The organism is Cellvibrio sp. (assembly GCF_039207905.1).
Lineage (GTDB): Bacteria > Pseudomonadota > Gammaproteobacteria > Pseudomonadales > Cellvibrionaceae > Cellvibrio.
The window spans coordinates 1-19055 of the sequence record NZ_JBCECX010000009.1 but is presented as its reverse complement, the minus strand read 5'-3'; the positions used below and the strand labels follow the sequence as shown (position 1 = coordinate 19055).

The 19055-nt window shown below is 45.1% G+C and carries 16 protein-coding genes; 8 read left to right on the top strand and 8 right to left on the bottom strand.

The window, feature by feature from the left end; all coding sequences use genetic code 11:
* Positions 1–193 precede the first annotated feature (193 nt).
* From AAGC78_RS06990 to AAGC78_RS06960, 7 genes are all read left to right on the top strand, one after another.
* Entirely contained in the window at positions 194–421 is a 228-nt protein-coding gene (locus tag AAGC78_RS06990) for a 4-diphosphocytidyl-2C-methyl-D-erythritol kinase (RefSeq protein ID WP_435783341.1), read from the top strand.
* 201 nt (positions 422–622) lie between these two features.
* Positions 623–1018, top strand: coding sequence for a GtrA family protein (locus tag AAGC78_RS06985; protein ID WP_435783340.1), 396 nt, complete (start codon positions 623–625; stop codon positions 1016–1018).
* A gap of 1 nt (position 1019) precedes the next feature.
* Positions 1020–1979, top strand: coding sequence for a glycosyltransferase family 2 protein (locus tag AAGC78_RS06980; RefSeq protein ID WP_435783339.1), 960 nt, complete (start codon positions 1020–1022; stop codon positions 1977–1979).
* 36 nt (positions 1980–2015) lie between these two features.
* Positions 2016–3965 (top strand): NPCBM/NEW2 domain-containing protein, encoded by a 1950-nt coding sequence (locus AAGC78_RS06975; RefSeq protein ID WP_435783338.1) that lies wholly within the window; start codon positions 2016–2018, stop codon positions 3963–3965.
* 30 nt (positions 3966–3995) lie between these two features.
* A complete protein-coding gene (locus tag AAGC78_RS06970) occupies positions 3996–4712 on the top strand; it encodes a glycosyltransferase family 2 protein (RefSeq protein WP_435783337.1) in 717 nt (238 codons plus the stop codon).
* Between the two features lie 2 nt (positions 4713–4714).
* On the top strand, positions 4715–5107 hold the full coding sequence (locus tag AAGC78_RS06965; RefSeq protein WP_435783336.1) for a DUF2304 domain-containing protein: 393 nt from the start codon (positions 4715–4717) through the stop codon (positions 5105–5107).
* A 1-nt stretch (position 5108) separates the two neighbouring features.
* Entirely contained in the window at positions 5109–7016 is a 1908-nt protein-coding gene (locus tag AAGC78_RS06960) for a hypothetical protein (protein WP_435783335.1), read from the top strand.
* A gap of 41 nt (positions 7017–7057) precedes the next feature.
* Here the strand turns inward: AAGC78_RS06960 and AAGC78_RS06955 are convergent, their stop codons facing one another.
* From AAGC78_RS06955 to AAGC78_RS06945, 3 genes are all read right to left on the bottom strand, one after another.
* Positions 7058–8437, bottom strand: a complete 1380-nt coding sequence (locus AAGC78_RS06955) for an MATE family efflux transporter (protein ID WP_435783334.1) — start codon at positions 8435–8437, stop codon at positions 7058–7060.
* 71 nt (positions 8438–8508) lie between these two features.
* Entirely contained in the window at positions 8509–11007 is a 2499-nt protein-coding gene (locus tag AAGC78_RS06950) for an ABC transporter permease (RefSeq protein ID WP_435783333.1), read from the bottom strand.
* 5 nt (positions 11008–11012) lie between these two features.
* Complete coding sequence (locus AAGC78_RS06945; RefSeq protein ID WP_435783332.1) at positions 11013–11696, bottom strand: ABC transporter ATP-binding protein; 684 nt, start codon at positions 11694–11696, stop codon at positions 11013–11015.
* A 90-nt stretch (positions 11697–11786) separates the two neighbouring features.
* On the opposite strand from AAGC78_RS06945, the gene AAGC78_RS06940 reads away from it, so the two are divergent.
* The gene (locus AAGC78_RS06940; RefSeq protein ID WP_435783331.1) at positions 11787–12407 is read left to right on the top strand and encodes an arylesterase; all 621 of its coding nucleotides are present in this window, start codon (positions 11787–11789) and stop codon (positions 12405–12407) included.
* Between the two features lie 2 nt (positions 12408–12409).
* On the opposite strand, the gene recJ is transcribed toward AAGC78_RS06940, so the two are convergent.
* From recJ to xerD, 5 genes are all read right to left on the bottom strand, one after another.
* Positions 12410–14149 (bottom strand): single-stranded-DNA-specific exonuclease RecJ, encoded by a 1740-nt coding sequence (gene recJ / locus AAGC78_RS06935; protein ID WP_435783330.1) that lies wholly within the window; start codon positions 14147–14149, stop codon positions 12410–12412.
* Positions 14150–14243: 94 nt separating this feature from the next.
* Positions 14244–15641 carry a threonine synthase gene (thrC, locus tag AAGC78_RS06930; RefSeq protein ID WP_435783329.1) on the bottom strand — a complete coding sequence of 466 codons (1398 nt, stop codon included), beginning with the start codon at positions 15639–15641 and terminating at the stop codon, positions 14244–14246.
* Positions 15642–15662: 21 nt separating this feature from the next.
* Entirely contained in the window at positions 15663–16967 is a 1305-nt protein-coding gene (locus AAGC78_RS06925; protein WP_435783328.1) for a homoserine dehydrogenase, read from the bottom strand.
* Positions 16968–17111: 144 nt separating this feature from the next.
* Complete coding sequence (locus AAGC78_RS06920; protein ID WP_435783327.1) at positions 17112–17909, bottom strand: DsbC family protein; 798 nt, start codon at positions 17907–17909, stop codon at positions 17112–17114.
* A gap of 39 nt (positions 17910–17948) precedes the next feature.
* Positions 17949–18875: a site-specific tyrosine recombinase XerD gene (xerD, locus tag AAGC78_RS06915; RefSeq protein WP_435783326.1), complete on the bottom strand. Its 927-nt coding sequence runs from the start codon at positions 18873–18875 to the stop codon at positions 17949–17951.
* Positions 18876–19055 lie beyond the last annotated feature (180 nt).

Genomic DNA, 19055 nt, shown 5'->3' with positions numbered 1-19055 from the left:
AATACAAATTTAAACGCCACTTTTTCACAAAATATCTCTATAATAGGTGAATTAACGCACACTTCTGTATAAATAACTTTATATAAATCATTAAGTTACTAATGATTCTTGACAAAGACATTTAATAAACCAGAATAACTGAACAACATTTATCCTGGTTTAGCAGCACGCTTTACCCATCAAAGGACGTTTTATGGAATATCTCGACATCAATCACCCAGAGTGGCAGAAGATGTGGGACGAATTAGCAGGCTATCGTATTAACGAAGGTGACCCACTTTGCGTTAATGATGGTTACTGCTGGGAATATATGGGCTCTACCCATGATCACCACCATTTACGCCATGCCTGCCACCCCATCACCAACAAAGTAGAATACATTTATATAGAACGCGCGGGCGTTGTATTACGCTGGGCATAATTCATCTGTAAAACAACAATCCCCTTCAAATATCCCCTCACCAGCCAGTCAATATATACAATCGTCACAATCCCTCTTTAAGCTCATTAGGGTTTTACAATTCCTACCCACCTTTGTGATAAAAGTATGCTAATGTGCTGCGATTTTTAGCCTAATAGATTTATTTTCAGTTCACGACAATAACAACTCAATAGAATAACAATGAAACGTTTCGTTCTGTTTGTAGGTATTGGTGGAGTGTCCACCCTGATCCAGTTTCTACTGCTGATCTTGTTTGTCGAATGCAATTTATTGCCAGAGGTTCTCGCCTCTGCCACCGGATATGTGCTTTCGTCATTCTTTAACTACTGGGCGAACTACCACTACACATTCAAGAGCTCAAGCAGTCACGCACAAACTTTTCCGAAGTATGCGCTTGCAGTTGCTATCGGCTTATCAACTAATACTTTGTTGTTTGCCGCCTTTTTATGGTTATTTGATAACTTTCTCGCCCTTCCTTGGGTCGAGCATTATGTGGTTGCCCAATTTCTGGCCACAGGAATAACTGTGGTATTGAATTTTGTGGTACATAAATTCTGGATTTACAGGAATCATTAAAATGACAGAGCCAATTCCGTCACTCGCCATTGTTATTCCATGCTACAACGAAGAAGAAATGCTTCCCAAAACATTGGCGACCATGCTGGGGCTGCGCGATGCAATGATCGCCAAAGGCAAAATCAATCACGATTCCAAAATTTATTTAATCGATGACGGCAGTAAAGATAAAACCTGGAAAATTCTCGCTGCTGAAGCTGCAAATAATTCTGCGCTGGTAGCAGTTAAATTGTCTCGGAATAAAGGACATCAAAATGCGCTTTATGCCGGTCTCTGCACCACAACTGAAGACATCACAGTCAGCATCGATGCCGATCTTCAAGATGATCCGCAAAATATCGAAAAAATGGTGGATGAATACCTAAAGGGAAATGATGTGGTTTACGGTGTACGTTCAGCGCGTCATACCGACACTTTCTTCAAACGTTTTACCGCCGAAGGCTATTACCATTTGATGAAAAAAATGGGCGTCGATCTAGTGTTCAATCACGCAGACTTTCGCCTTCTATCTCGTCGCGCTCTAGAATCATTAAAGGAATACGATGAATCCAATTTATTCTTGCGCGGCATCGTTCGCGAGGTCGGCTATCCATCATCTATCGTTGAATACGAACGTCAAGCACGCGAAGCTGGTGAAAGTAAATATCCATTAAAGAAAATGTTGTCCTTTGCATGGAAAGGTATCACCGCATTTTCCACTGCGCCGTTGCGCATGATTACCATCTTGGGCTTGTTATCAGGCTTTGCTTCCTTCGCCCTGATTGTCTGGGTACTAGTAATACGATTTCTTACTGACTATGCAACACCAGGCTGGGCATCCGTACTTTTGCCATTACTATTTATCGGAAGCGTACAACTAATTTGCTTGGGGATTATTGGCGAATACTTATCAAAAATTTATGAAGAAGTAAAAAGAAGACCCAAGTTCCATATTAGCGATGTCGTAGGAAAAAAGGATTAATCCAAACATCAATCCCAGGCAGGATAAGACTTTCACATGAGCGCTCCAGACAACAATAATCCGATTAGTGCAGCAGAACCGGTGACAACACCAGACGTAGGGCATCACGAGCCAACATCAAAGCTTACCGCTAATAATTCGCTGGCTGATCTTGCGCCGCTCAACACCAACCTGTCATCGCCTTGGTCCTCGAGCCTACTGCAGACATATTTGGTGCTTGCCGTCACTGCAAACTTTAGTTTGTTATTTTTGAAAGGCTATAGTCAGGATCTAGGTTACTGGCAAGATTGGGTTCGTCAGTTATCCACCAGTGGTTACGATGGATTTAACGGTAATTATCCCCCGCTGTATGTGCATTGGCTTTATCTGGTAGGGAAATTCTATACGCTCACTGGTATACCTCTTGAGCACAACGACTTCTTAAAATTCCTGACCCAAATTCCAGTCACGATCTTCCACTGCTTACTGGTTTTATTGGTATTTAGCCAACTCCAGCGATTTAATGCATCGCGTAGTTTCATGCACACAATGATGCTATTGACAGTATTAAATCCAGCTATTTTGGTTAACGGTCCCATTTGGGGACAAGTCGATTTGATACCAGCAGTAATGGTGTTTGCAGCAATGTTATTGGCTGTCGACCAACGCTGGAGTTACTTGTCCATTCCCATATTCGCACTGGCACTACTGACAAAATTTCAAATGATTGCTTTTGCACCGGTATTTGGCTTTTTATTTTTCCGCAACACCAGTAAACATCTAATAGGAATTCTGCTGGCGATAGTATTGGGAGCAGTCGTTTTTTTACCATCCATTTTAGCTGGGCATTTTTGGCAAGCGGTTAAGCAGGCGTACATAGATACACTCGGGCAATACCCGATGACCACATTTAATGCAGCCAATATTTGGATTTTGCTCACTGGCAATACAGCACCAGACAATATTGTACTTTTTGGTATCGCATCGGATTCAGCTCTCGCGACAATATTCACCGCCAAATACTTTGGCATGATTTTGTTCTCGTTAACTGCACTCTATATATTTTTGCAGGGCATCCATTTTTTAGTTAAAAACAATACTAACTACAACGAACGGCAGCTGTTAATCCATTCGTTCTTTTCAGCGATGATATGCGCAGTGGCTTTTTTCACCCTCCTCCCCGCCATGCATGAACGTTACTTATTCCCAGCAGTAGTGCTTGCAATCGCTTACTCAGCCATAGCACAACAAAAGCTTATTTATCCAATCATAATCTGCGTACTTTGTGCGCTGAATATGCTGATTATTTTGGAGATCAATGGCTCTGATATCTGGCATGGACTTTCATTGTTAATTGTTATTGTTTTAGTACTAGCAATAGCTGAGTTGATAGTGGGGAAAAAACTATTCGACGCACTATCAAAACTTATATCTCGCGCAACAAAAACCCCCTTTGCAGCGGTGATATTTACCATTATTGCTATCGCAGGGATGCTGAATTACTTTTTTGATCGTTATCAAATACATCAATTATCACTCGGGGAAAATCAACAATTTTTGACCGAATTACCACTCTCCTATGCCAGACAAGATCACGGAAAAATGGCATTAAATCGCAGTTATGACGGAAACCACCTATCACTCGCAAACCGCCGTTATGCGCAAGGGATCGGAACCCATGCGAACTCCGATATTCAATACCAATTACCAAGTGGCGCAACCGAGTTCAGTTTCAAAGTCGGCCTTGATGATGAAGTTGGTACAGCAGATGTTCAGTTCTCTGTTTGGGGTGATGGTGAGTTATTGTGGGAATCAAAACCCATTTTAGGGCATGAGCGTAACTTGCCTACCCATACGATTAAAATTACAGGTATCGAAAAACTTAATTTAAAAGTAGCCGCATTAAAAGATGATAAATGGGACCATGCCAATTGGGTTAATACAGTTATTAGCTTCACACCTAAAACAGCGGACATGCATGAATCTATACCGGTGGTCTCAAACTAACTAGCCAATTATTTAAATCAAGGTTTTGAAATGCGCGAGCGAGTTTTAATTATTATTCCGGCATATAACGAAGAGAAAAGCATTGCAAATGTAATTCAATCTTTGGCAGATGCTAGCCCCATTTACGAGCCTTTGGTAATAAACGACGGCTCCAGAGACAACACCCAAAACGAAGCCGAGGCTAGCGGATTGGCAACGGTTATTCAGTTACCGTCCAATCTTGGGATAGGCGGGGCAGTACAAACAGGTTTTAAATATGCTTTTTATAATAACTTTGACTACGCTATTCAGTTTGACGGTGATGGTCAACATCTCGCAAGCGAAATCCCAAAATTATTAAGACCACTACAAATAAATGAGTGCGATGTTTGCATAGGTTCACGATTTGTAGAAAAAACCCAAGGATTTCAATCTACATTTATGCGCAGGATCGGAATCAGAATTTTCGAATTAATGAGTGGTTTATTAATACAAAAAAAAATCACTGACAGTACATCAGGTTTCAGAGCCTACAATAAACAAGCAATTGCTTTCCTCGCCGCTAATTACCCGACTGATTACCCCGAACCCGAGACTGTCATCTTGCTGGGCACGAATGATTTCCGTCTTCAAGAAATTTCTGTAGAAATGGTAGAACGTCAGGGGGGAGAATCATCCATATCCGGATGGAAGTCAGCGCACTACATGATCAAAGTAATTCTCGCCATGTTGATGACTGCCCAACGGCAGAAGATTCGTAGGATTTAGCTATGTTAAACACCACAATTGATTTAGTAATTACCAATCGTATTCAAGTATTTTCAATTATTGGCAGCTTACTTTTATTTATATTCATACTGAAGCTGGTTAAACGTAAAAAGCTAAAAGAGGAATACTCATTACTTTGGCTGGGCTTTGGATTTATTTTTATCGCTCTCTCAGTTTTTAAACCACTACTAGCATTGGTAGCGGACGCGCTGGGCATTCTATATGCACCAGCAGCTTTACTTCTGATTTTGGTTTTATCTGTATTTTTTATTTTAATACAATTTTCAGTGGTAATTTCCAAACTTGCCGAAGGCAATAAGAACCTCATTCAGGAAGTAGGCATACTCAAGGCGGAGCTTAAGAAACTTCAGTTACATATTAAGGAAAAAGAATAAAATGAAAGTAGCGATATTAAATTTAATAAAATCCAAAACGCTTTACCTCCTTATTATTACCTTGGGGTTGATTGCCTATAGCCTGCAATCTATCCAGCCGTCCTTTTCAGACTTTATGTTGACAACGCCTTCAGGCAAGACCCAAGCAGTCGCTAGCCCCGGGTTTATGCAGTCATATGAAAGCGGCGTATATCGGTTGGCAGGAACGATTGAGATGAACCAAAGTTCCAGCTCAATCCTACGCATTATTCCTGACGATGAAATACTTTCATTAACAGTGAATCAAAAAAATGTCGACTTAAATCGTATTCCACATGAACAACGCAAAGACTACAACAAAGGCTTTATCTATGACCTGAGTGACTATTTGCACGAAGGGAAAAATCAGATAGAAATTCTTTATTCCGATCAAGGCGGAATGATGGGCATAGTGATTAGTGCTGAAGGTGACGCGAGCTTTGCCAAACTGACCTACTTATTACTAACTATTTTGGCAATTCTTATCGCATTAAAGCTGGTAAACAAGCTCAAATTTTCAATCCCAATAAAAGTGTTGTTTATCGGTGCATTAGTGATTCGTTTGGTCTACTTTATGGTAACACCGGGCGATGTCCGCGACCATGATTTAGGAGATCACATCGGCTACAGCGAATATCTCACCCAACATTGGATGCCACCGCCAGTAGATTACGCAATTGGCGGTGCATTTTTCCACCCACCACTTTATTACTATACCGGTGCAATTGTTTATAAAGCGACGCAATTGATTGAACCAAATAATAAAGTGGCTATTTACCGTGTGCAGCAGTTGTTAAGCCTGGTTTATTCCATGGGATTTGTATTATTTGGCTTAATGATTCTCAATGAACTGCTCAATCTTTATCGCAAGCCAAAATTGGAAGCAGAACCAATAACTCCAGCTCACGTACAAGAAGTACAAGAAAAGCCTGGCTTTATTCGGCGCTTATGCAAATCACTTAAAGAAGACAGTTTGTTATGGATTATAGGTGCACTCTTTGCCTTCTGGCCCTCGGCAATTATTCACTCGGTGCGCATCGGTAATGACCCACTGCTTTATTTCCTGTTCACTGCGAGTCTTTATTACATTGTTCTCTGGTATAGACATGATCAAAAGCGCGATTTAATGATCGCCAGCATCGTGGGCGCAGCAGCAATCCTAACCAAAGCAAATGGTGAAATTTTAGTGGCAGTACTGGGTGTTATTGGTTTGTACAAAATGATCAGCACCAAACAGTGGGCCACTTATTTCAAAATGGCAATTGTGCCCTGCGTAGTTATGCTGCTCGCTGTAGCAATTACCGTAGGCCCAGGTTTGATGCTAAAAATGCAAGGCAAGCGTGACAAATTGTATATCGACAATATCGATGGGCTTTCACAAGCAAACCTTGTTGGTAATACAGCCACCAATTATTTTTGGTTCGATGTGAAAATTTTTATTACTGAACCCTTTACTGATCCTTATGATGATCGTATGGGCCGTCAATTTTTTTGGAATTACCTTGGCAAAACCGGCCTGTTTGGCGAGTTTAAATACCCAAGCCTGATGTCAATTAATACTGCGGTTTCGACCAGCTTTCTCGCGGTACTCATGTTTATTTACATGATTTGTGGTCTTTACTACATGGCTCGGGAAGACTTTAAACGCATGACACCTATATTACTGTCGGGCTTTTTCCTATGGGCCGGAGTGACTTACATGCGCATGACATTCCCTGCCAATATTGATTTTCGTTACATAGTGCCAATTCTTGTAACTTTCTGCGGACTCTATGCTGTCAGCATTTTAAGTTTTGAGCGAATCGGTGCAACACGCATGGCCAATATAGGAAAAACCCTTTCCGTGCTATTTTCAATTTCCAGCGTGCTATTTATTCTTGGTATCGTTTAAGTCAGGAAATTTACAGCATGATCATGAAGCTGTATTCATGATCATGCTGATCGCCCTTCACGAGCAGCAACTCCAGTATATTTCCAAACCCCTTTCTTCCAACGCCATCCTTTAATCAGCGCACGAATAAATTCATCCAGAATTGCCGCAATTAACAAGCCGTATAATCCCAAACCGAATGGGATTGCTAAAACATAAGCAAATGGAACTGAAAATAACCAAATAACACCAATGCTGGAAATGGAGGTAAATGCTGCATCACCGGTACAGCGCAGTGCACTACCGATAGTGATATTAACGGTGCGCCAAGGTTCGGCAAGAAAACTTAGGAAAAAAGCCCAGGCTCCTATTGCGATCACCTCAGGATCATCGCTAAACAATTGCAAGACAGGTTTATTAAAGAGAAACCAGGTCAACGCTAATGCACTGGTACCAATTAGCGAAATTTTTAATGTTTGCTTAAGTTGTTTATCGACCAGATCAAATTCCTTCCGGCCAACTCGCTGCGCAATGATGGCTTCAGTTGCCATTCCCAAGGCGATAGAAATCATCAAGCAAAATAAAAACGTATTGTAAGCATAGACCTTCACTTTCAAAGCAAGATCACCTACTTCCGCCGCAATCCAATTAAGTGCAATCATGTAAGCTTGAAATGACATGGGCTCAAGAATTGAGGGAGCAGCAATCATTATCACCGGCGTGATAAGCACTCCAAAATTTTTCAGCCCTTCGCGCAGTGGAATATGGATGCGCAGCTTGAAGTGAACAACCACCATTACAAACGTCAGGCTTGCACCTGCGGCAATTACACTCGCCGTCGCGACACCAGTAACACCCGTCGGAGGTATCCCCATAAAACCGTACACGGCGATGGAGCAACCAATAATATTGGCTACAAATAAAATGATATTGCTATAGGTGTTCCACTGGGGTTCGCCATAAATATTGAGAATCGTTTGATAGATAACGCGGCAGCCCCAGAGCGCGACCATCCAACCAATAATCGATAAATAAGTGCGCGCATGCTGCTCAACATCAGCGCTCAACGACATAGCCGAAGCAACCCATGGTCCGCCATGATTTACTGTCAGCGCCGCAATTAATGCCAATACCATTACAAATACCGCATAGGCTGCAATGGTGGCATTGCCACGGGCGTAGTCATTTGCCCCGATGCGCTGACTCGCGATACTCGCCCCCGCAAACGCACTGACGATTAAAAAAGCATTGGCCACGAATACTAACGGGGCAATGGCTCCCACAGCGGCGGCGGCAGAGTCTGATATGCGGCTAAGGAAATACATATCGACCAGCGGGATGGTGTAAGTCACCGCTTGGTCGATAAACATAGGGCGACTCATGCCCCAAATGCCTTTGTCGAGGACACGGCTTTGCGGCACTTGTTTGCGTGCAGGTTTCATAACAGGTTCTGTGTAATCGAATAATCAGGCGGCGATTTTACTCCCCGCCTGATTAAACTATAAGAGTAGAATTACGCAGCTTCGCGCAATACAACAGCTGGAGGTGTTGTCACTACGTGGCGACAGCAGATATAGCCTAGTGCAGAAACAAATAGCGCGCCGCTGAGGGGAGAGATTAACCAGAAAATGTAGTGCGGTTGTATCGCGGTATCCAGTACGAATTTTTGCAAGCTGATCAGCAGTATTTCAGTGCCGACAATCGCAATCAATCCCGCAAGGAAACCCAGGATCGCAAACTCCGCACAGATACTACCTACAATCAACTGGCGCGGACTACCCAATGCACGCAGCAGGCCCGCTTGTTGTTTACGCGCAGCAATACTACCCATCACCGCGGCAAGCAATACCAGACAGCCGCCTATTAATGTCAGCCACAGCACCAGCAGTACACCATCACTCACCTGATTCACGATAGTGCGGATCTGCTCAATGATACGATCCAACTCCATCACCAATATAGTTGGATGATCATGCAACAACTCGTTGATAAATGATTTTTGCTCCGGCGGTAAATAAATGCTGGTGATAAAGGTCGGTGAGTAAGTATCCAACGAACCTGGCTCAAAGATAAAAAAGAAATTGGGGCGCATGCTGCGCCAATCGAGACTGCGGAAACTGGCCACTTCTGCGTCTAACAATAACCCGCCAAATGAAAACTGTAATTTATCGCCAATTTTCAAACCAATTTCTTTTGCAGTATTCGTCTCTACCGAAACACCCGGCAAATTGTTAGCGCTGCGCTGCCATTTATCCCACCACAATCCCTCAAGTACTTTGTTATCTGCCGCCAGATTTTCTGACCAGGTAACATTCAATTCACGGCGCAACGCATTGGCGGCCGAACGTTGATCTTCGGTAGTTTCGACGCCATTAATGTGCGTGAGACGCGCGCGCATCATCGGGTAAATAGGCTCAGGGCGCACCTTGGTTTTTTGCAGCAGAGCCTGCACTTGCGGTAATTCATCCGGCGGAATATTCACTAAGAAGTGATTGGGCGCATCATCAGGTACTTGTACCCGCCATTCCTCAATCAATGAAGTGCGCACGATGGTGAGAGTGAACAACAACATAATGGCAATCGCAAATACCAAAATCTGCACCAGACTTTGCCCACGCTGACGTTGCAAGTTGGCAAATGCCAAACGCCAAAATCCGCCCAATCGCAACACCATTTTTTTGCTTACAGCTAATAATCCGTAAGCAACCAGGATAGTCACAACAATGACCGCAAGTAATGCACCGCTAATACTCAAGGCCAACTCAAGATCGCGGCTGAACAATATCACCAGCGTGAGTACGGCAAATAAAGCTAACGCTGCTTGCACCCACACTTGCGGCATATTCACAGCCAACTCGCGGCGCAGAATTTTCAGCGGAGGAACAGTCGGCAAATACCAGAGCGCAGGTAATGCGAAAAATACTAAACACAATAGACCGGAAAAAAAGCTGAGGCCGTAAGGATAAAAAGTCGCATCACCCAAACGAATTTGATACACCTGCTGCAAACTGACAGCGACGGTTCGCTGCAGCAACTCACCAAATACCAAACCAATCAAGGATGCAATAACACCTAATAAAACCAGCTGGGAAAAATACAGGGTGCGAATACGCACAGCGCCAGCCCCCAAACTTTTCATAAGCGCAACTTGGTCAGTGTGGCGAGCTGAAAATTGCCGTGCAGTAATTGCAATGGCGACACCTGCAAGCAGCACCGCAATTACCGCCGACAATAATAAAAATTGGCGGCTGGTTTGTAAGGTACGCCCTACCCGTTCTTGCGCTGAATCTATATCAATTAATCGTTGATGCTTGCTTAATTGAGGCTTTAATTCATCGACAAACGCTTTTAACTTACCGTTATCGTCCGATGCAATTAACCACTGGTAATCTACACGGCTGCCCGGCTGAACCACATGAGTTTTTGGCAGATCAGCCATATTCATAATCAGGCGCGCGCCCGTCATACTAAAAGGACTGGCGCTGTCAGGTTCACGAATTAACACATGGGTAATGTTGAGATCATATTCTCCAACCGCGACCTTATCGCCTAGCTGGATTTTTAATAGCGGCAATAAACGCGAATCCACCCAAGCTTCACCCGGCGCGGGAATGCCGTTGGCGACTTTGATATCGGATGCATTAATCGCAAATGGCACATCACTGACTTCAAATTTTCCGCGCAAAGGGTAATCAGTATCTACCGCTTTTACCGATGCCAAATGCATTTCATCACCGGCGAATACCATGGAAGAAAATAAAGCCGCTTGTGTTTGCCGGATATCTTCCTTTTCAGCCAGCGCTGGCCACTCGGTATTGTGCGGTTGTGAACCACGTACGATGTAATCTGCCCCGAGAACACTATTACTTTCACTAATTAATGTTGTTTCAAGACGATTGGTAAAAATAGAAATACCGCTCAACACTGACACCGCGAGCAACAATGAAAAGCCAAGGAGTTTTAACTCGCCGCTGCGCCAATTGCGCCTTAATAAATTAATTGCCAGCATCATCGCGTCTACTCCCTGCCGGACACTATGGCGCCCGCCGCTAGTTCAATGCGACGTTGACACAACTGTGCCAAGCGCTCTTCATGGGTAATTAAAATCAAGGTCGTACCCTGCGCACGATTTAATTCAAACAAGAGTTCGATAATCCGCGCACCTGTCGCGCTATCAAGATTGCCCGTAGGTTCATCGGCAAATAACACTTGTGGCTCACTCGCAAATGCACGTGCAATCGCCACGCGTTGCTGCTCACCGCCGGATAGTTGCTGCGGATAATGGTGCAAGCGGGAATTCAAACCAACACGCTCCAAAAATTCACGCGCCTTACTGCTTGCCAATTTATCGCCGCGCAGCTCCAACGGCAGCATCACATTTTCGTGTGCGGTAAGACCGGGCAACAATTGAAAGGATTGAAAGATAAATCCGACATTACCTGCGCGAACTTTTGCACGACCTTCCTCGTCTAAGGCTGAGAGGTTATTGCCGTTGAGAATTACCTCACCGCTGCTAGGCACATCCAAACCGGCAAGAATACCTAACAAGGTAGATTTGCCCGAACCCGATGCCCCAGTGATAGCCAGTGATTCTCCAGCCAACACACTAATTGATATTGGGTGAAGAATCGTTAAATTACCTTCTTGCGTACTAACCTGTTTGGTAACTGAATTCGCTTGAACCATAGCAACAGCAGACATAATTGAGTAACCTTTGAGAAATACGAAACTGTCAATAAAATACGGATTCATCCATTCTATTGTTATAGGATTTTGATAACCATGTGCAAAATGAAGATTTACCTGTTTTTACTCCTGACATTTGTCACCAGTCTTGCTTATGCACAAAACACAACATCAGGCACAACAAAAGTTCTGGTGATGGGCGATAGCCTGAGTGCCGGTTATGGCATAGACATCCAACAAGGCTGGGTAAACCTGTTGGAAAAAGAGATAACGAAAAAACACGCGGTACAGATCATTAATGCAAGCGTGAGCGGTGAAACCAGTTCCGGTGGCAATACCCGCCTACCCGCATTACTTACCGAACATAAACCGGACATTGTCATCCTGGAATTAGGCGGCAACGATGGTTTGCGCGGACAACCGCTTAAGCTGCTGGAAAAAAACTTGCAGACCATGATTGATGCGAGCAAAAAAAATGGTGCGCAGGTATTACTCGCGGGGATGCAGATTCCACCCAATTACGGGCCACGTTATAGCACGCAATTCAAAACACTTTACGCACAACTTGCCGAAAAAAATCAGGCGGCACTGATTCCATTTTTATTAGAGGGGATTGGTGGGAATCCGGAATTGATTCAGCGGGATGGCATTCACCCCACCGCTGAAGCACAACCGATTATCGTGAAGAATGTCCAACCGGAATTGGAAAAACTGTTGCAGCAATAATATTATTGCTGCAGTGCGGGTTCCAAATAATCCACCAACAATTGCACGGTAGTGTTTCCACGAAATTCGTTGATATCCAATTTGTAGGCCGCACGGATTTTATTAACCTGATTATTTGGCCAAAAATCCGGATCTATATTAAAGGCAATTGCATCAACTAACTGCTGGCCTTGGGCATCAACAGCCAAGGTCATTTTCAGATGCTTGGCACCAACCAACTTTTGTTGCACCAGATAAAACTCACCATCAAAAATCGGCTCGGGAAAATGTTGCCCCCAAGGCCCTGCTTCACGCAACTGTGTAGCAACACCAAGCGATAATTCCTGCGCAGACAACTCCCCATCACTGACAACAACAGCCTGCAAATCATCGGATGTTAATTGCCTGCGAACCTCATCATCAAACGCTTGGGCAAAAGCAGGAAAATTTGCACGAGACAAACTCATACCCGCCGCCATCGCATGGCCGCCAAATTTATTGAGCAATCCCGGATGACGGGCAGCGACTGCATCAAGCGCGTCGCGAATGTGGAATCCGGGAACTGAACGTGCAGAGCCTTTTATCTCTCCATCACCTGCATCGGCAAATACGATTGTCGGGCGATGGTATTTGTCTTTAATTCGCGAAGCTAAAATTCCGATCACACCCTGATGCCAGGTTTCATCGAAGAGGCATAAACCCCAGGATAAATTCGCCGCATCAGCCTGCAACGTTTTCTGCAGCATGCCCATTGCTTCCTGCTGCATGCCAGTTTCAATCGCTTTGCGATCGCGATTTAATTCATCGAGCTGCGCCGCCATTTCGCGCGCAAGATTTTCGCTCTCGCACATCAGGCACTGAATGCCGAGCGACATATCATCCAACCGCCCCGCTGCGTTTAAGCGTGGCCCCAACGCAAAACCAAAATCACTTGCCACTAATTTATTGGCTTGTTTTCCCGACACTTCTAACATCGCTTTAATACCCGGCCGACAAACACCGGCGCGAATACGCTGCAAACCTTGCGCAACAAGAATGCGATTGTTGTAATCCAATGGAACCACATCAGCAACTGTACCCAACGCAACCAAGTCCAGAAAGCTCGCCATATTTGGCTCGGCAATCCCACTCTCTTCAAACCAACCCATTTGGCGCAGCTCGGCGCGCAGCGCATTCATCACATAAAAAATAACACCGACACCCGCAAGATTTTTGCTCGGAAATTCGCACCCGGGTTGATTGGGATTCACGATCGCATCTGCATCAGGCAAATACTCACCCGGCAAATGGTGATCAGTAACAATAACTGCAATACCGAGTTCGCGTGCAGCTTCTACGCCTTCAACACTGGAAATACCGTTATCAACGGTAACAATAATGTCTGGTTGTTGTGCAGCGGCGACAGCAACAATTTCCGGTGTTAGCCCGTAACCATATTCAAAGCGGTTGGGTACCAGAAAATCGACATAAGGCAACCCCATCGCACGCAATGCCAATACCGCTAACGCACTGCTGGTTGCACCATCCGCATCAAAATCGCCCACCACAATAATTTTTGCCTGCGCCACCACCGCATCAGCCAAAAGGCTTACTGCCTCAGCTAAACCTTTGAAATTAGGTTTGTACAAATTCGCCAATTGGTACTGCAGCTCTTGTTCATTTTTTACGCCGCGCGCACTGTAAATGCGCTGCAGAAGCGGATGAATAGCCGATTTAAATTCAGCAGGTTGGATAGAATCACGACGGCGAATAGTTTTTTGCATAATTTAATGTCAAGAAAAATAAAATAACGGCAGAAATAAAAACGCCGCAAGGAAAAATTCCTGCGGCGTTTTTTATTAACACAAGCTGCTGATGTTACTTGCGAACATTCGCCGCAACAAACTGCTGCACCTTTGCCAAGTCTTGCGGCAATATAGTGTAACGCTCTTCGCGCTCAAACAAATCCTGCATGTGGTGTGGCAATGCGGGATCTGCATCCTGCCCTGCTTTGCGAACCGCTTCAGGGAATTTTGCCGGATGTGCAGTGGCCAGAACAACCATTGGAATATCCTGACGGCGGCGAGTCTTACGCGCTGCATCTACACCAATTGCGGTGTGTGGATCGAGCAGGTATTCCGTGCGATCAAATACTTCACGAATCACATCGATAGTTACTTCATCGCTGACACCATGGCTGGTGAACAATTCGCGTGCGCGCACCAGCGCTGATTCTTTCAGGGTCATGCTACCGGATTTGAAATCTTCCATCAGCTGACGAATCGCATTGCCATCACGATCATATAAATCAAACAACATACGTTCGAAGTTGCTCGACACCATAATATCCATGCTTGGTGATAAGGTGTGTTGTAATTGGTGTTTGCTGTGATCGTTACTGCTGATGCAGCGATGCAAAATGTCATTGCTGTTAGTAGCAATAACTAATTGGTCAATCGGCAAGCCCATTTGTTTGGCGAGATAGCCAGCAAAAATATCGCCGAAGTTGCCAGTGGGAACAGAGAAAGCAATCGGGCGATGTGGAGCACCCAATGCCAAACCAGCGTAAAAGTAATACACGATTTGCGCCATGATACGCGCCCAGTTAATCGAGTTCACTGCTACCAGCTGGCGGCCTTCCGGCAAAAATGATTGATCACCGAAGCTCGCTTTCACCATGTTCTGGCAATCGTCGAAATTACCTTCCAATGCAATATTAAATACATTCGGTGCAAGCACAGTGGTCATTTGGCGACGCTGAACATTCGATACACGATTGTTCGGATGCATGATGAAAATATCGATGTTATCGCAGCGGCGGCAACCTTCAATTGCAGCAGAACCTGTATCGCCGGAAGTAGCGCCCATCACTACCACTTTTTGGTTACGCTTTTTCAATAAGTGATCGAGCAAGTGACCTAAAAATTGCAGCGCGAAATCTTTAAACGCGAGCGTTGGGCCCTGGAATAATTCCAAAATCCATTCGTTGTGAGCAGTTTGCACCAAGGGCGCAATGCCATCGTGACGGAAAGTCGCGTAAGCATCAGCGATAATTTTTTTGAAATCTTCGTCGCTGATCGCACCAGCAACAAAAGGCTTCATCACATTAAAAGCCAATTCCTGATAGGACAAACCAGCCCAGGAAGCGATTTCTTCTTTGGTAAATTTTGGCAGCGTCTCTGGTACATACAAGCCGCCATCCGGCGCAAGACCGGTGAGAACGACCTCTTCAAAACTGAGTGCAGGCGCTTGGCCGCGAGTGCTGATGTATTTCACGATTAATAACCTTTAAGAAATTTATTTCAATGCTTCAACACGGATGCGCTGAACAGAACCGGTGATGGAATCCAAAGCTTCGATGCTGCGAATTGCAGCTGCCAGCTTTTTATCCTGCACTTGATTAGTCAACAAAATCAGCGGCACTGTTGATTCGCCATCTTTGGCTTCTTTTTGAATCATCGCTTCGATACTGATACCGGAATCGCTCAGGATGGTGGCAATTTTTGACAGCACACCCGGCTTGTCTTGCGCTGACATGCGCAGGTAGTTAGCCGTTTCAACATCTTCAATTGGCAGAATCGGTTGTGCAGAAACAAAATCTGCACCGAAACCCAAATAAGGAACGCGGTGCTCAGGCGATGCAGTCAGCGTACGCGCCACATCAACGATATCGCCCACAATAGATGAACCAGTCGGCTCAGCACCTGCACCTGCACCGTAATATAAAGTAGCGCCAACAGCATCGCCTTTTACCAATACTGCGTTCATCACGCCATCAACGTTGGCAATCAAACGCTTCTCGGGAATCAAGGTTGGATGAACGCGCAACTCGATACCTTTATCGGTGCGGCGTGCGATGCCCAGATTTTTGATGCGATAACCCAGCTCTTCCGCGTAAGTCACATCCTCTGCAGCAATTTTGGTAATGCCTTCGGTAAATACTTTGTTGAACTCCAACGGAATACCAAACGCGAGTGATGCCAGGATCACCAGCTTGTGCGCAGCATCTATACCTTCTACGTCAAAAGTAGGATCAGCTTCTGCATAACCTAAAGCCTGGGCTTCGGCCAATACATCGGCAAATGAACGACCTTTATCGCGCATTTCGGTGAGGATGAAATTGCCAGTGCCGTTAATAATACCGGCAAGCCACTCTATCTTGTTCGCCGCCAAACCTTCACGGATTGCTTTGATAATCGGGATGCCACCAGCAACAGCAGCTTCAAATGCAACAGTCACACCTTTGGCTTTTGCGGCAGCAAAAATTTCATTGCCATGATGGGCGATCAGCGCTTTATTGGCGGTAATAATATGTTTGCCATTTTCAATGGCTTTGAGAATCAGGTCTTTCGCAACAGTGGTACCACCCATCACTTCAACCAGAACATCAACGTCCGGGTTGTTAGCAACATCGAACACATCGCGAGTTACGTTGTACTTTGAAGTATCGCAATTGGGGTTGTCACGACGCGCACCAATTTGCACGATGGAAATATTGCAACCGGCGCGGGCATCAATCAGCGCCTTATTGCGCGAAAGGATATTAACTGTACCGCTGCCCACGGTGCCCAGACCGCAGATACCTATTCTTACCGGATTCAAGGTGGATTCCTCGTCAAATTTAAGTGTGTTTTACGCCAATACTAAAAAAGACGGCCACCATACTCATGGTGGCCGTCAGTGTCAATTGTGCTCTGGAATCGCTATTGGATAAGTCGCTTTTAGCGAACCAACTTATCTAAAAGGTTATATTCCGAGGCTTTTCGCCAAGTCTTCTGGCGGCAAATAACCGGGCATTAACTTGCCATCAGGCAGGAATAAAGCTGGGGTGCCATTCACTCCCAACTGGCCACCCAGCTGGAATTGCGCTGCAACAGGGTTATCACAAGTTGCATTGGGAACAGATTGGTCAGACTTCAACTTGGTCATAGCATCTTGCTTGTCTTTTGCACACCAGGTGGAGATCAACTTGTCAGCTGATGGACTGGGAATACCAGCACGCGGGTAAGCAAGGTAGCGAATCTCGATACCTAAATCGTTGTAGCCAGGCTTTTGTTGGCCACCTTCACTATAGGCGTGCATCTGGCTATGCAATTTACGGCAGTAACCGCAATCGATATCGGTGAAGACATATACAACTGCCTTGGCTTTGCCTTTCGGTGCAAAGTTAATACTGCTTTTACCGTCCAAGGTCGCCAATGCTTTCTTGCGCTCCTCAATTACATAAGGGTCTTCAATTTTAGCGAAGCCGTTTTTATCGATACCGAAAACTTCCCCGGCGATAAATTTGTCACCTTCCGGCGTTACATACAGTACTGGACCGCCAGGTACCTGCACCTGATACAACCCCTTGATCATCGAAGGACGCGGCTTACCGAAATTAATGTCTGGGCGCGCTTCGTGGAGCTTCTCCAGAATGGTATCTTCCACGCTTTTACGCTTAAGTAGATCAGCTTGCGCCGCTGCAAAAGGCGTAGCTACAAACGCAGTTAAAGAGAAAGTCGCCAACGCTGCAAAGCCCAGCGTTTTTAGTGTTTTTATCATAGTCATATCTCTGCAGGTTTATTAATCGTTAATCGTAATCTAGCCACGAGGGTGATGCTGCGCATGCTGCTGTTTCATCCTCAATTTAGCTACATGGGTATATATTTGTGTTGTCGATAAATCGCTATGCCCGAGTAGCAACTGTACCACACGCAAATCAGCACCGTGATTCAATAAATGGGTAGCAAACGCATGGCGCAATGTATGGGGCGACAAATCTTTTTTAATCCCCGCCACCATCGCCCAATGCTTGATCCGATACCAAAATGTCTGGCGGGTCATTGGCTGGCCGCGATTGCTGGGAAATACTACCTCATCCGGCATATTATTCAGCAACACAGGTCGCGCTTCACGCAAATAACGCGCAAGCCATATTGCTGCTTCCTCTCCCATTGGAATCAAACGCTCCTTGCTGCCTTTGCCCATCACACGCACTACATTCTGGCGCAAGTTGATTTGCGGCATGGTCAACTCAACCAATTCGCTTACCCGCAACCCACAAGCGTATAGAACTTCCAGCATAGTGCGATCACGCAACCCTATCGGATCCGCTAAATCCGGAGCGGCAAGCAGGGCTTCGACATCAGCTTCGCTTAAAGATTTCGGTAATGGGCGAGATAATTTTGGATTATCCACCAATGCCACAGGGTTTTCACTGATGCGATTCTCGCGCAACAAGTAATGGTAAAAACCGCGCACACATGACAAGAAACGGGCAGAAGTACGGCTGGATAATTTTTGCTGCAAGCGGACATTCAGATACTCCTGCACTAGCGCAGCATCGGCAGAAATCAACGCATGCCCCTGCTGATTTAACCACAGCGCAAATTGCACTAAATCGCGCCGATAAGACTCCTGAGTATTATCGCTCAAACCTTTTTCCATCCAGATAGCATCCAGATATTCAGCAATAAGCTGTACATCTGCTACTGATGGAACCAACTCAGGAGGCTTATTACCAACCATAACAACAACCAGAAAACAAAAACCGACTGTAACGGCTCCATTCAAGCATGGCAATCATAAAGCGACGCAAAGAAAAGCAAAAAGCCGAAGCAGTTTCCTGCTTCGGCTTTTTGAAAATCGATATTAATATCGATTTAAACTTATACCAGCTTCTCTTTAATACGAGCCGCCTTACCAGTA